General features: G+C 34.6%; 17 protein-coding genes. All 17 read right to left on the reverse strand.

Going from position 1 to position 13,868, the window contains the following annotated elements; genetic code table 11:
- Positions 1-3 precede the first annotated feature (3 nt).
- A complete protein-coding gene (gene rpsQ / locus CLHOM_RS09785) occupies positions 4-258 on the reverse strand; it encodes a 30S ribosomal protein S17 (protein WP_052221515.1) in 255 nt (84 codons plus the stop codon).
- A gap of 23 nt (positions 259-281) precedes the next feature.
- Entirely contained in the window at positions 282-494 is a 213-nt protein-coding gene (rpmC, locus tag CLHOM_RS09790) for a 50S ribosomal protein L29 (protein WP_052221516.1), read from the reverse strand.
- Positions 484-927: a 50S ribosomal protein L16 gene (rplP, locus tag CLHOM_RS09795; RefSeq protein ID WP_052221517.1), complete on the reverse strand. Its 444-nt coding sequence runs from the start codon at positions 925-927 to the stop codon at positions 484-486. The genes rpmC and rplP overlap by 11 nt, the downstream gene beginning before the upstream one ends.
- Positions 928-944: 17 nt before the next feature.
- The gene (rpsC, locus tag CLHOM_RS09800; RefSeq protein ID WP_052221518.1) at positions 945-1,610 is read right to left on the reverse strand and encodes a 30S ribosomal protein S3; all 666 of its coding nucleotides are present in this window, start codon (positions 1,608-1,610) and stop codon (positions 945-947) included.
- 17 nt (positions 1,611-1,627) lie between these two features.
- Entirely contained in the window at positions 1,628-1,963 is a 336-nt protein-coding gene (gene rplV, locus CLHOM_RS09805; protein WP_052221519.1) for a 50S ribosomal protein L22, read from the reverse strand.
- A gap of 21 nt (positions 1,964-1,984) precedes the next feature.
- Entirely contained in the window at positions 1,985-2,269 is a 285-nt protein-coding gene (rpsS, locus tag CLHOM_RS09810; protein WP_052221520.1) for a 30S ribosomal protein S19, read from the reverse strand.
- 79 nt (positions 2,270-2,348) lie between these two features.
- Positions 2,349-3,182, reverse strand: coding sequence for a 50S ribosomal protein L2 (gene rplB / locus CLHOM_RS09815; protein WP_052221521.1), 834 nt, complete (start codon positions 3,180-3,182; stop codon positions 2,349-2,351).
- Positions 3,183-3,240: 58 nt separating this feature from the next.
- Positions 3,241-3,534, reverse strand: a complete 294-nt coding sequence (gene rplW, locus CLHOM_RS09820) for a 50S ribosomal protein L23 (protein ID WP_052221522.1) — start codon at positions 3,532-3,534, stop codon at positions 3,241-3,243.
- A complete protein-coding gene (gene rplD, locus CLHOM_RS09825) occupies positions 3,534-4,154 on the reverse strand; it encodes a 50S ribosomal protein L4 (RefSeq protein WP_052221523.1) in 621 nt (206 codons plus the stop codon). Before rplD ends, rplW begins: the two co-directional genes overlap by 1 nt.
- A 25-nt stretch (positions 4,155-4,179) precedes the next feature.
- Entirely contained in the window at positions 4,180-4,809 is a 630-nt protein-coding gene (gene rplC / locus CLHOM_RS09830) for a 50S ribosomal protein L3 (RefSeq protein ID WP_052221524.1), read from the reverse strand.
- A 63-nt stretch (positions 4,810-4,872) separates the two neighbouring features.
- Positions 4,873-5,181 carry a 30S ribosomal protein S10 gene (gene rpsJ, locus CLHOM_RS09835; protein WP_052221525.1) on the reverse strand — a complete coding sequence of 103 codons (309 nt, stop codon included), beginning with the start codon at positions 5,179-5,181 and terminating at the stop codon, positions 4,873-4,875.
- Positions 5,182-5,516: 335 nt separating this feature from the next.
- Complete coding sequence (gene tuf, locus CLHOM_RS09840) at positions 5,517-6,698, reverse strand: elongation factor Tu (RefSeq protein ID WP_052221526.1); 1,182 nt, start codon at positions 6,696-6,698, stop codon at positions 5,517-5,519.
- 58 nt (positions 6,699-6,756) lie between these two features.
- Positions 6,757-8,817 (reverse strand): elongation factor G, encoded by a 2,061-nt coding sequence (gene fusA, locus CLHOM_RS09845; RefSeq protein ID WP_052221527.1) that lies wholly within the window; start codon positions 8,815-8,817, stop codon positions 6,757-6,759.
- A 110-nt stretch (positions 8,818-8,927) separates the two neighbouring features.
- Positions 8,928-9,398: a 30S ribosomal protein S7 gene (gene rpsG / locus CLHOM_RS09850; protein WP_052221528.1), complete on the reverse strand. Its 471-nt coding sequence runs from the start codon at positions 9,396-9,398 to the stop codon at positions 8,928-8,930.
- A 128-nt stretch (positions 9,399-9,526) separates the two neighbouring features.
- Positions 9,527-9,904: a 30S ribosomal protein S12 gene (gene rpsL / locus CLHOM_RS09855; protein WP_052221529.1), complete on the reverse strand. Its 378-nt coding sequence runs from the start codon at positions 9,902-9,904 to the stop codon at positions 9,527-9,529.
- Positions 9,905-9,959: 55 nt separating this feature from the next.
- Positions 9,960-10,199 carry a ribosomal L7Ae/L30e/S12e/Gadd45 family protein gene (locus CLHOM_RS09860; protein ID WP_052221530.1) on the reverse strand — a complete coding sequence of 80 codons (240 nt, stop codon included), beginning with the start codon at positions 10,197-10,199 and terminating at the stop codon, positions 9,960-9,962.
- Between the two features lie 118 nt (positions 10,200-10,317).
- Entirely contained in the window at positions 10,318-13,854 is a 3,537-nt protein-coding gene (gene rpoC / locus CLHOM_RS09865; RefSeq protein WP_052221531.1) for a DNA-directed RNA polymerase subunit beta', read from the reverse strand.
- Positions 13,855-13,868: the final 14 nt, after the last annotated feature.

A 13,868-nucleotide genomic window follows, 5' to 3' on the forward strand; every position in this document is an offset into this window, starting at 1 on the left:
AAATTACTTCGCTTTTTCTACTATTTGAACCAATCTCCAATTTTTATCTTTAGATAATGGTCTTGTTTCCATTATTGATACTATATCATTTATTCCAGCTTCATTATTTTCATCATGAACCTTGAACTTCTTAGTTACATTGATAGTTTTTCCATATAATGGGTGACGAACCTTGTTTTCAACTGCAACTACAATAGTCTTATCCATCTTATCAGAAACGACTCTACCTATTCTAGTTTTTCTGTTACCTCTTTCCACAGGATGAACCTCCTTTCAGTGTACTATTGTTCAACCACTTGTAATTCTTTTTCTCTAAGTACTGTTTTAACTTGAGCTATTGATTTCTTAACCTGTTTTATTGTCATTGGGTTTTCTAGTTGTCCTGTTGCTAATTGAAATCTCAAGTTAAATAGTTCAGCTTTAAGATCCATAAGTTTAGCTGATAATTCTTGAGATGAACTTTGTTTTAATTCTTGTAATTCATTAGCCCTCATTTACTTCACCACCCACTTGCTCGAAATCTTTTCTTGTTACAAACTTAGTGCCTATTGGAAGCTTATGTGAAGCAAGTCTCATAGCTTCTCTAGCAACTTCTTCTGCAACACCTGATAATTCAAATAAAACTCTACCTGGTTTAACAACTGCTACCCAGTATTCTGGTGATCCTTTACCAGAACCCATACGTGTTTCAGCTGGTTTCTCAGTTACTGGCTTATCTGGGAAAACCTTAATCCAAAGCTTTCCACCTCTTTTTATATATCTATTAATAGCAATTCTGGCAGCCTCAATCTGGTTGCTTGTTAACCAGCCTGGTTCAGTTGCTTGTATAGCGTAATCACCGTATGCAATGAAATTTCCTCTTGTTGCTTTTCCTCTCATATTGCCACGTTGTACCTTACGATGTTTTACCTTTTTTGGCATCAACATAACTTATTCCTCCTTTCTTATTGGTTAACTTCTTCTACTTTTACTTTTCTCTTTGGAAGAATTTCACCTTTATAAACCCAAACTTTAACACCTATTTTTCCGTATGTTGTGTTTGCTTCTGCAAATCCATAGTCTATATCTGCTCTTAATGTTTGTAGAGGAATTGTTCCTTCATGATATTGCTCTGTTCTAGCAATTTCTGCTCCTGCAAGTCTTCCTGCACATGCAGTCTTAACTCCTTTAACTCCACTTCTCATTGCTCTTTGAATAGTTTGTTTCATAGCTCTTCTAAAAGATATTCTTTTTTCAAGTTGTTGAGCAATGTTCTCTGCCATTAATTGAGCATCTGTTTCTGGTTTTTTAATTTCAACTATGTTGATTATAACATTCTTTTCACTTACTTTTGAAACAAGTTGTTCTTTTAATTCATCTATACCTTTTCCGCCTTTTCCTATTAGCATACCAGGTTTAGCTGTATATATATTTACTTTAACTCTTTTTGGGGTTCTTTCAATTTCAATTTTAGAAATTCCTGCTGAAAAAGCTTTTACTTTTATATATTTTCTTATTATATCGTCCTCAATTAGGTTATCAGCAAAATTTTTACTATCTGCATACCATTTAGCATCCCAGTCTTTAATAACTCCGACTCTGAGGCCATGTGGATTAACTTTTTGTCCCAATCTTATTTCCCTCCTTTTTATGCTCTTTCTTTTACAACTAGTGTTATGTGACTAGTTCTTTTCATAATTGAATATGCTCTACCTTGTGCACGTGGTCTAAATCTCTTTAATGTTGGTCCTTGGTTAGCATAAGCTTCTGCAATAAATAAATTTTTACCATCAAGGTTTAAATTATTTTCTGCATTAGCTACTGCTGATTTTAGAACTTTATTTATTATAGTAGCTGCATTCTTCGGAGTATATTTTAATATAGCGAAAGCTTCATTTACATTCTTACCTCTTACTAAATCAAGAACAACTGCCACTTTTCTTGGAGCAATTCTCACATACTTTGCTATAGCTCTAGCTTCCATTTTAGTTCCTCCTTCCTATAACTATCTTAAACGTGTTGATTTTTCACTCTTGTCTACGTGGCCTTTGAATGTTCTAGTTAAAACGAATTCTCCTAATTTGTGTCCTACCATGTCTTCACTTATATAAACTGGAACATGCTTTCTTCCATCATGTACTGCTATAGTATGGCCTACCATTTGAGGGAAAATTGTTGAACTTCTTGACCAAGTCTTTATTACTTTCTTTTCACCTTTTTCATTCATTGCCTCTATTTTACTCATTAATGATTCTGCAACAAACGGTCCTTTTTTAAGTGATCTACTCAAGCTAGTGTCCTCCTTTCATAATCTTTAAATATAGGAAGAGAATACACCATTCTCTTCTTTATACTTAAATATTAACTAATTATTTTTGACCTCTTCTCTTAATAATTAATCTATCTGAATACTTCTTGTTCTTTCTTGTCTTGTATCCAAGTGCTGGTTTACCCCATGGAGTAACAGGACCTGGACGTCCAATAGGTGATTTACCTTCTCCACCACCATGAGGGTGATCGTTAGGGTTCATAACAGATCCTCTAACTGTAGGTCTCCAACCCATATGTCTCTTTCTTCCAGCTTTACCTATGTTTATTATATCATTTGTTAGATTAGAAACTGTTCCTATTGTAGCTCTACATTCTATTCTAACATATCTCATTTCTCCACTTGGAAGTCTTAATATAGCATAGCCTCCCTCTTTAGCCATTAATTGAGCTGAGGTTCCAGCAGATCTCACTATTTGACCACCTTTACCTGCTTGTAATTCAATGTTGTGAATTACTGTACCCACAGGTATGTTTTGTAATGGAAGTGCATTTCCTGGTTTAATGTCCGCATCTTTTCCTGACATTAATACGTCTCCAACTTTTAATCCAGCTGGTGCAATTATATATCTCTTTTCACCATCTGCGTATACAACTAATGCTATATATGCTGTTCTGTTTGGATCGTATTCTATTGTAACAACCTTTGCAGGTATTCCATCTTTATTTCTCTTAAAATCTATTATTCTATATTTTCTCTTAGCTCCACCACCACGATGACGAACAGTTATTTTACCTTGAGCATTTCTTCCAGCCTTGCTATTTAGAGCAACAAGAAGTGATTTCTCAGGTGTATCTGTTGTTATTTCCTCAAATGTAGGCATAGTCATTTGTCTAAGTGAAGGTGTTGTTGGTTTAAACTTCTTAACAGCCATTTAAGTTCCCTCCTTCTTCTCGCTTATCTGGTTTTACCACCAATAACCGCTTTAATTATTACATTCCTTCAAAGAATTCTATTGTTTTGCTATCTGCAGTTAATGTAACTACAGCTTTCTTGTAATCAGGTCTTTTTCCTATGTGAACGCCAACTCTCTTAGTCTTTCCCATAATTCTACCTGTATTTACTTCTTTAACCTTTACACCAAAAACTTCTTCAACAGCTCTCTTAATTTGAGATTTGTTTGCTTTAATGTCTACTACGAAGGTGTATTGTCTGTCTGCCATAGCAGCCATGCTTTTTTCAGTTATTACAGGTCTTTTAAGTATATCGTAGCTGTTTAACATCATTATGCATACACCTCCTCAATTTTTGCAACTGCTTCCTTTGTAATTATGAACTTATCATGTTTTAATATATCATATACGTTCAAATTATTTACAGGAATAACCATTGCTCCTTCTATATTTCTTACTGATTTAAACACAACATCATCTGTTGCAGGTACTACTATTAAAGGTTTCTTTGCTTCAAAAGCATTTATCATTTTAACAATTTCTTTTGTTTTTGGAGCTTCTAATTGTAAACCTTCTAATACTACAAGATTATTATCATTAACTTTGCTAGTTAGTGCTGATTTCATTGCAACTCTTTTCATTGTTTTTGGAATTGCCATTCTATAATCTCTTGGCTTTGGTGCAAATACTATACCACCATGTATCCATTGAGGTGCTCTAATAGAACCTTGTCTTGCTCTACCAGTTCCCTTTTGTCTCCAAGGTTTCTTTCCTCCTCCAGAAACTTCAGATCTTGTTTTTGCTGATTGAGTTCCTTGTCTTTTATTTGCAAGTAGTGCAACTACTACTTGATGTAATACACTTTCATTTACCTCAACTGCAAATACGTTGTCAGATAATTGCATATCTCCAACTTTTTGTCCTTCTCTATTATATAAATCTACTGTAGGCATTCTTTATCCTCCTTTCTTGCAAATCTTAAGCTTTTACCGTATTTCTAATTACAACATAGCCTTTGTTTGGACCTGGTATTCCGCCCTTTATTAATATTACGTTCTTTTCAGGCATTACTTTTACAACTTGTAAGTTTAATACAGTTGTCTTCTTGCTTCCCATGTGTCCAGGCATCTTCTTGTTTTTAAATGTTCTTGATGGAGATGATGAAGCACCACCTGATCCAACAGCTCTATGATACTTAGAACCGTGAGACATAGGTCCTCTATTAAAGTTCCATCTCTTGATTGTTCCAGCGAAACCTTTTCCTTTTGATATTCCAGATACATCTACTCTTTCTCCTGCTTCAAATGTATCTGCTTTTATTTCGCTTCCTACTTCATATTGAGTAGTATCTTCTAATCTTAACTCTTTAACAAGTCTTCTTAAAGATACTCCTGCTTTTGCAAAATGACCTTTTTTAGGTTTGTTTGCTAACTTTTCTCTAATAACTTCAAAGCCTACTTGTATTGCATCGTATCCATCTTTTTCTTTTGTTTTCTTTTGGATAACAGGGCAAGGACCAGCTTCTACTACTGTTACAGGAACAACCTTACCATCTTCATCAAATATTTGAGTCATTCCTAGCTTTCTACCTATAATTGCTTTCTTCATTTTCTGCACCTCCTAAAATATTAGCGGATCGAGTCCGATCATAATATCTTCAATTATTAAAAATTATAATTTTATTTCGATATCCACACCAGCTGGTAAGTCTAATCTCATTAGAGCATCAACTGTTTTAGGTGATGGACTTAATATATCTATTAATCTCTTATGTGTTCTAATTTCAAATTGTTCTCTAGAATCCTTGTACTTATGTGTAGCTCTTAATATAGTTACAACATCTTTTTCTGTTGGTAGCGGAACTGGTCCAGCTACTTTAGCACCTGTACTCTTTGCAGTTTCTACGATTTTTTCAGCTGATTGATCTAATATATTGTGATCAAATGCTTTTAGTCTAATTCTGATTTTTTGATTTGCCATTTTATTTCCCTCCTTTTCATTTCTCTTTAATGTTCGTATGTAACCTCAGTGTTATGTAAACTGCTCCAGGTGTTCCATGATTTTTTAGCATAATACAGCATACATAGCACAGTCGCCTGATTCATGATCAAGCATGCTCAGCTAAGAATAACCTAGAAAATCCAGCAACCTCTTGCTTCATCGCCTTTATACTGTCACAACTCTTATATTGTATAATATTTTTTTAGTTTTGACAAGTATTTTTTAAATTTTATCCATTTTCCTATAATAATCTTTTATTTACACATAAAAAAAGAAGGGCGTCCCCTTCTTTTTTATATATAGTTAGGTATAGACTATTCTAAAATAGTAGTAACAACTCCTGAACCAACTGTTCTTCCACCTTCTCTGATGGCAAATCTTAAGTTTGCTTCCATTGCTACTGGAGTTATTAATTCTACTGTCATATCAATGTGATCTCCTGGCATAACCATTTCTACTCCTTCTGGTAATGCGATTGATCCTGTTACGTCTGTTGTTCTGAAGTAGAATTGTGGTCTATATCCGTTGAAGAATGGTGTATGTCTTCCCCCTTCTTCTTTCTTTAATACGTATACTTGACCTACGAATTTCTTGTGTGGTTTTACTGAACCTGGTTTTACTAATACTTGACCTCTTTCGATTTCGTTTCTTTGTACTCCTCTTAGTAATGCTCCGATGTTATCTCCTGCCATTGCTTCATCTAACATCTTTCTGAACATTTCTACTCCTGTACATGTTGTCTTTCCTATTTCTTCTTTCATTCCTACGATTTGTACTTCGTCTCCTACGTGTAGTACTCCTCTTTCTACTCTTCCTGTTGCAACTGTTCCTCTTCCTGTTATTGTGAATACATCTTCTACTGGCATTAAGAATGGTTGGTCTGTTGCTCTTTCTGGTGTTGGTATGTATTCATCTACCGCTGCCATTAAGTCTTTTATGCATTGATCATCATCTTCTTCTATTGCTTTTAATGCTGATCCTACTACTACTGGACATCCATCTCCATCAAATCCGTATTCGTTTAATAGATCTCTTACTTCCATTTCTACTAATTCTAATAGTTCTGGATCGTCTACTTGGTCTGCTTTATTTAAGAATACTACTATATGGTTAACTCCAACTCTTGATGCTAGTAGTATATGTTCTCTTGTTTGAGGCATTGGACCATCTGCTGCTGATACAACTAGGATAGCTCCATCCATTTGAGCTGCTCCTGTTATCATGTTCTTTACATAGTCAGCGTGTCCTGGACAGTCAACGTGTGCATAGTGTCTTGCATCTGTTTCATATTCTACGTGTGCTGTATTGATTGTGATTCCTCTTTCCTTTTCTTCTGGTGCTTTGTCTATTTCGTCATATCTTTGTACTTGCGCTTTTCCTTCTTTTGCAAGTGTCATTGTGATTGCTGCTGTTGTTGTTGTCTTACCGTGGTCTACGTGACCGATTGTTCCTATGTTTACATGTGGCTTTGTTCTTTCAAACTTTTGTCTTGCCATTTATTTTTCCTCCTAACCTATCTTTATATTTTATTATTTAATTTAAATTATTTTTAAATTACTTTGCTCCTGTTACTTTATCAGTAATGTTCTTTGGAACATCTTCATAATGGTGGAATTCCATACTGTATGTTCCTCTTCCTTGAGTCTTTGATCTTAATACGGTTGCATATCCAAACATTTCTGATAGAGGTACATATGCTGCTATAACTTGAGCACCAGATCTTGAATTCATTCCCTCTATTCTTCCTCTTCTTGAGTTAACATCACCAATAACGTCTCCCATGTAATCTTCTGGTACTGTTATTTCAACTTTCATTATTGGTTCAAGTAATACTGGATTAGCTTTTGCCATAGCATTTTTAAACGCCATAGATCCAGCTACTTTAAATGCCATTTCAGATGAGTCAACATCATGGTATGATCCATCATAACATTTAACCTTGAAATTAATAACTGGATATCCTCCAACTATACCTGTCTTAGAAGCTTCTTGAATACCATTGTCAATAGCCGGAATATATTCCTTAGGGATAACTCCTCCTACTATGGCATTTTCAAATTCATATTCTCCTTCAGAAGGAATTAACTCAATCCAACAGTGTCCGTATTGACCACGTCCACCTGATTGTCTTACAAACTTACCTTCAGCCTTAACAGCATTCTTGATAGTTTCTCTGTAAGCAACTTGTGGAGCACCTACGTTACATTCTACTTTAAATTCTCTTTGAAGTCTGTCAACGATTATTTCAAGGTGAAGTTCTCCCATACCTCCAATAATTACTTGACCTGTTTCTTGGTTTGTATATGTTCTGAATGTAGGGTCTTCTTCTGCAAGCTTAGCTAATGCTATACCCATTTTTTCTTGAGAAGCTTTTGTCTTAGGTTCAATAGCTACTTCAATAACTGGTTCAGGGAATTCCATACTTTCAAGTATTACTGGAGCATCCTCATCACATAAAGTATCACCAGTTGTTGTATTTTTTAAACCTATTACTGCACCTAATTCTCCTGCATATAATTCTTCAACTTCTTCTCTGTGGTTAGCATGCATCTTAACAAGTCTTCCGATTCTTTCCTTTTTGTTCTTTGTACTATTTAATACATAGCTACCGCTCTTCATTATTCCTGAATAAATTCTAACGAAAGCAAGTTTACCAACAAATGGGTCTGTTGCTATCTTAAATGCTAATGAAGCTAAAGGTTCACTATCAGAAGCATGTTTCTCAATTTTTTCTCCATCCATATCTTGACCTTCTATTGAAGGAATATCTAATGGAGATGGTAAATATGCAATAACTGCATCTAGTAAGTGCTGAACTCCCTTATTTCTATAAGCTGTTCCGCAAAGAACTGGAACTATTTCATTAGCTATAGTAGCTTTTCTTAATGCAGCATAAATTTCTTCTGATGTAATTTCTTCACCTTCAAGGTATTTCATCATTAAATCTTCATCTGTTTCAGCAACTGCTTCGATTAAAGCTCCTCTATATTCTTCAGCCTTGTCTTTTAAGTCATCTGGTATTTCAACTTCTTCGAAGTTTACTCCTAATTCTTTGTCAAAAACTACTGCTACGTTCTTAATAAGATCAACATGACCTTGATAATTGTCTTCTTTTCCTATTGGAAGTTGTACTGGTACTGCATTAGCACGTAGTCTTTCTCTAACTGAATTAACAGACATATAGAAATCTGCACCTAAGATATCCATTTTGTTAACGAATATCATTCTTGGTACTTTATACTTATCTCCTTGTCTCCATACTGTTTCAGTTTGAGGCTCAACTCCACCCTTTGCATCAAGAACTGTAACTGCTCCGTCAAGTACTCTTAATGACCTTTCAACTTCAACTGTGAAATCTACGTGTCCTGGTGTATCAATTATGTTTATTTGGTGTTCTTTCCAGAAACATGTTGTTGCAGCAGAAGTAATTGTTATACCTCTTTCTTGTTCTTGAACCATCCAGTCCATTGTAGCTGCACCTTCATGAACTTCACCTATTTTATGACTCTTTCCTGTATAGAATAGTATACGCTCAGTTGCTGTTGTTTTACCAGCGTCTATATGAGCCATTATACCAATATTACGAAATTTTTCTAATGGATATTGTCTAGCCACTTTTTCTCCTCCTCTCAGCAAGTAAATTGCACTGCATTTGCAATGTGAAAATTAATTGGATAAAACTGTTTTGGATTATCCAAAACAGTTTTATATCTAGCATTAATTTATTAGTATCTGTAGTGAGCAAATGCTTTGTTAGCTTCTGCCATCTTATGTGTATCTTCTCTCTTCTTAACAGCTGCACCAGTGTTATTTGCTGCATCCATTAATTCACCAGCTAGTTGCTCTCTCATGTACTTTTCTCCTCTTTTTCTAGAGGCATCAACTATCCATCTAATTCCTAAAGTCTGTCTTCTTTCAGGTCTAACTTCCATAGGAACTTGATAAGTAGCACCACCAATTCTTCTAGCTTTTACTTCAAGTAATGGCATAACATTATTCATAGCTGTTTCAAAAACTTCCATAGCTTCTTTTCCAGTTTTCTGTGCAATTATTTCAAATGCTCCATAACATATTTTTTGTGATACTCCCTTTTTTCCATCTTCCATTATATAGTTGATTAACTTAGTAACAACTTTGCTGTTGTACATTGGATCTGGTAATACGTCTCTCTTAGGCGCGTTTCCTTTTCTTGGCACTTTTCTTCCCTCCTTAACATGGAATTTAATTCTCAGGTACTCGGCTTACCTGCCGTAAAGCGCTCTCTTCTGCAAAATATCTATTATTATTTATATAAATGCTGAAGACATAGCACTATTTTCTAAAACTATTTTTGTTTTGGTCTCTTTGCACCATACTTAGATCTTCCTTGTAATCTGTTAGCAACACCTGCAGAGTCTAATGCTCCTCTTACAATATGATATCTAACACCTGGAAGGTCTTTTACTCTTCCACCTCTTATTAAAACAACGCTATGTTCTTGTAAGTTGTGTCCTACTCCTGGTATGTAAGCTGTAACTTCATATCCATTTGTAAGTCTTACTCTTGCAACTTTTCTTAAAGCTGAGTTTGGTTTCTTAGGTGTTGTTGTCTTAACAACTGTACATACTCCTCTTTTTTGTGGACATTGTTTTAATGCTGGTGATGCTGACTTTTCTTCAACTGCTTTTCTTCCTTTTCTTACTAGTTGGTTAATTGTTGGCATTTTTTCACCTCCTCAATTATTAAATAGACTATATAAAAGTTTATTAATAGCGTAGTTATTTTGTCACTAATGCTACAGCCGCTCCAACTTCAATACCACATAGAACTCCTAATTCTTTCATAGTTTCTACATAATTTATTTGGAGTGATTTTTCGTTGGCTAGTTTTATTACAGGAGTAGTTAGTTTCGCATCAGCATCTTTTGCTACATATAAGCATTTTCCACGATCACTTTTTATGCTTTTAAGTGATTGCTTTATACCAATGACTTTTTCACCTTCTATCCTATTTACCATCCACTAACCTCCTTATAACATTATGTTAGAGACAAGGAATAACCCTGTCTCTAATCATTAACATCACATACAAAATGTATTTTAACATTTTACGTTGGCTATGTCAATAAAATGAATATTAAGCCTCGTTAATATTTGTTACTTCTTCTACATTTTCATTTTTGTCAGTATTTAATTTTATTGATCTGTATTTCATCATACCAGTTCCAGCAGGTATTAACTTACCAATTATTACGTTCTCCTTTAATCCTAATAAAGGATCAACTTTGCCTTTTATTGCTGCATCAGTAAGTACTCTTGTAGTTTCTTGGAATGATGCTGCTGAAAGGAATGAGTCAGTTGCAAGAGCTGCTTTTGTGATTCCTAGTAATGCTATATCTCCAGTAGCTTCTTCTCCACCTTCAACTCTTACTTTATCATTCATTTCATTGAAGTCAAAAATATCAACTAAAGTTCCTGGAAGTAAATCAGTATCCCCTGACTCTTTTATTTTTACTTTTCTAGTCATTTGTCTTATTACTACTTCTAAGTGTTTATCATTTATATCAACGCCTTGAAGTCTGTAAACTTTTTGAACTTCTGACAATAAGTAATTTTTAACTTCCTTAGGTCCTTTTATAGCTATTATATCATGAGGGTTAACTGAACCTTCTGTTATTTCATCTCCAGCTTCAATTTTCTGTCCATTTGTTACTTTTATTCTAGATCCAAATGGTATATCGTAACTCTTTTGCTCTCCCTCATCATCCATTACATGAACAATTCTCTTCTTTTTAGTTTCTTCAATTTTAACTGTACCTGCTAATTCAGAAATTATAGCAAGACCCTTTGGCTTTCTAGCTTCGAATAACTCCTCAACTCTTGGAAGACCTTGAGTTATATCAGCACCAGCAACTCCTCCTGTATGGAATGTTCTCATTGTAAGCTGAGTTCCAGGTTCACCTATTGATTGAGCAGCTATAATACCTACCGCTTCACCAATATTAATCTTAGTAGCTGTTGCCATGTTCATTCCATAGCACTTAGCACAAACTCCATGCTTTGACTTACATGTAAATACAGATCTTATTCTAACTTTTTTAACACCTGTAGCAGCTACTTTTTCTGCTAAGTCAATATTCATGTAAGAGTCTTTGACTACTAGAACTTCTCCAGTTGTAGGATCTATGATATCTTCTGCTGAATATCTTCCGTTTAATCTCTCAGTTAATGATTCAATTACTTCATTACCTTCTCTTATTTCTTGTACTTCGTATCCTTCTTCAGCGCCGCAATCCTCTTCTCTAACTATTACATCTTGACTTACATCAACCAATCTTCTAGTTAAATATCCTGAATCGGCTGTCTTTAGAGCTGTATCCGCATTACCTTTTCTAGCTCCGTGAGTTGATATAAAGTATTCTAATACGTCAAGTCCTTCCCTAAAGGATGCTCTTATAGGCAATTCTATAATTTTTCCTGATGGATTAGCCATAAGTCCTCTCATACCAGCTAATTGCTTAATTTGAGATTTTGAACCTCTGGCTCCTGAATCAGCCATCATAAATATAGGATTGAATTTATCTAGATTATCCATTAATGCATTTGCAACATCTTCTGTTGTTTGAGTCCATATTTCAATAACTCTTTCATATCTTTCATCTTCAGATATAAAACCTCTTCTATACATCTTCTCTATTTTTTCTACTGCAGCATCAGTATCAGCAAGCAACTGATTTTTATTTCCAGGTACGGTCATGTCTGAAACTGATATTGTTATAGCTCCTATTGATGAATAGTGATATCCTTTAGCTTTGATTTTATCAAGCATTGTAGATGTTATTGTTGGACCATACTTGTTGTAGCATTTATCTATTATTTTACCTAAATTTTTCTTACTTACTAAGAAGTCTACTTCTAATTTAAATTCATTTTCTGGCTTACTTCTATCTATAAAACCTAAACCTTGTGGTATTGATTCATTAAATATTATTTTCCCTGGGGTAGTTTCAATTATGCCGTATATAGTTTTCCCGTCTTTAATTTTAGACATTTTTACTTTTATCTTAGCATGTATATCTACTACACCTGCATTATAAGCCATTAAAACTTCATCAGTGTTAGCAAATACTTTTCCTTCTCCTTTAGCACCATCTTTATCTAAAGTTAAATAGTAGGATCCTAATACCATATCTTGTGTAGGAACACAAACTGGCTTTCCATCAGATGGCTTTAAGATATTGTTTGCTGCAAGCATTAAAAATCTAGCTTCAGCTTGAGCTTCTACTGAAAGTGGTACGTGAACAGCCATTTGGTCACCATCAAAGTCCGCATTATATGCTGTACATACTAGAGGGTGAAGTTTAATAGCTCTTCCTTCTACAAGGACTGGTTGGAATGCTTGAATTCCAAGTCTATGTAAAGTAGGAGCACGGTTTAATAGTACTGGATGCTCAGATATAACCTCTTCAAGCACATCCCATACTTGTGGCATAACACGCTCTACCATCTTTTTAGAACTCTTAATATTATGTGCTGCTCCACTTTCTACAAGTTTTTTCATTACAAATGGTTTAAATAATTCAAGCGCCATTTCTTTTGGAAGTCCACATTGATACATCTTAAGTTCTGGTCCTACAACTATAACTGAACGTCCTGAATAGTCAACACGTTTTCCTAATAGATTTTGTCTAAATCTTCCTTGTTTACCTTTTAGCATGTCAGATAGTGATTTTAGTGGTCTATTCCCTGGACCAGTTACTGGTCTGCCTCTTCTACCATTATCTATTAATGCATCTACAGCTTCTTGAAGCATTCTTTTTTCATTTCTAACTATAATATCTGGTGCTCCTAAATCTAGAAGCTTTTTTAATCTATTATTTCTATTAATTACTCTTCTATAAAGATCATTAAGGTCTGATGTTGCAAATCTTCCTCCATCCAATTGAACCATTGGTCTTAAATCTGGTGGAATAACAGGTATTACATCAATAATCATCCACTCTGGTCTATTATTTGACTTTCTGAAAGACTCTACAACTTCCAATCTTCTTATAGTTCTTACTTTCTTTTGACCTGTACTTGTTTTTAAACTTTCTTTTAATTCAATTGAATGTTGCTCTAAGTCTATCTCCCTTAATAAGTTTTTAATAGCCTCAGCTCCCATTCCAGCTGAAAAAGCATCTTCTCCGTATTTATCTACACTTTCCCTATACTCTTTTTCACTTAGTAATTGTTTTTTAAGTAATGGCGTTTCTTTAGGGTCTAGCACTATATATGATGCAAAATATAGCACTTTTTCTAAAGATCTTGGTGACATATCTAATATAAGTCCCATTCTTGATGGTATGCCTTTGAAATACCAAATATGAGATACAGGGGCAGCAAGTTCTATATGCCCCATTCTCTCACGTCTAACCTTAGATTTAGTAACTTCAACTCCGCATCTGTCACATACTATACCTTTATATCTAACTCTTTTGTATTTACCGCAGTGACATTCCCAATCTTTAATTGGTCCAAATATTCTCTCACAAAACAATCCGTCTTTTTCAGGTTTCAAGGTCCTATAGTTAATAGTTTCAGGTTTCTTAACTTCTCCTCTAGACCACTCTCTTATCTGTTCTGGTGAAGCTAAACCAATTTGCAAAGCCTCAAAATTATTTAATTCTATCAAGGGTAAATCCTCCC

The sequence above is a fragment of the Clostridium homopropionicum DSM 5847 genome (assembly GCF_001263795.1).
Classification (GTDB): domain Bacteria; phylum Bacillota; class Clostridia; order Clostridiales; family Clostridiaceae; genus Clostridium_H; species Clostridium_H homopropionicum.

Bases quoted from the DNA above. Each gene is read 5' to 3' on its own strand.
- rpmC (WP_052221516.1), bottom strand. From the start codon at position 494: ATGAGGGCTAATGAATTACAAGAATTAAAACAAAGTTCATCTCAAGAA.
- rplP (WP_052221517.1), bottom strand. From the start codon at position 927: ATGTTGATGCCAAAAAAGGTAAAACATCGTAAGGTACAACGTGGCAAT.
- rplV (WP_052221519.1), bottom strand. From the start codon at position 1,963: ATGGAAGCTAGAGCTATAGCAAAGTATGTGAGAATTGCTCCAAGAAAA.
- rplB (WP_052221521.1), bottom strand. From the start codon at position 3,182: ATGGCTGTTAAGAAGTTTAAACCAACAACACCTTCACTTAGACAAATG.
- rplW (WP_052221522.1), bottom strand. From the start codon at position 3,534: ATGATGTTAAACAGCTACGATATACTTAAAAGACCTGTAATAACTGAA.
- rplD (WP_052221523.1), bottom strand. From the start codon at position 4,154: ATGCCTACAGTAGATTTATATAATAGAGAAGGACAAAAAGTTGGAGAT.
- rplC (WP_052221524.1), bottom strand. From the start codon at position 4,809: ATGAAGAAAGCAATTATAGGTAGAAAGCTAGGAATGACTCAAATATTT.
- rpsJ (WP_052221525.1), bottom strand. From the start codon at position 5,181: ATGGCAAATCAAAAAATCAGAATTAGACTAAAAGCATTTGATCACAAT.
- tuf (WP_052221526.1), bottom strand. From the start codon at position 6,698: ATGGCAAGACAAAAGTTTGAAAGAACAAAGCCACATGTAAACATAGGA.
- rpsL (WP_052221529.1), bottom strand. From the start codon at position 9,904: ATGCCAACAATTAACCAACTAGTAAGAAAAGGAAGAAAAGCAGTTGAA.
- CLHOM_RS09860 (WP_052221530.1), bottom strand. From the start codon at position 10,199: ATGGTAAATAGGATAGAAGGTGAAAAAGTCATTGGTATAAAGCAATCA.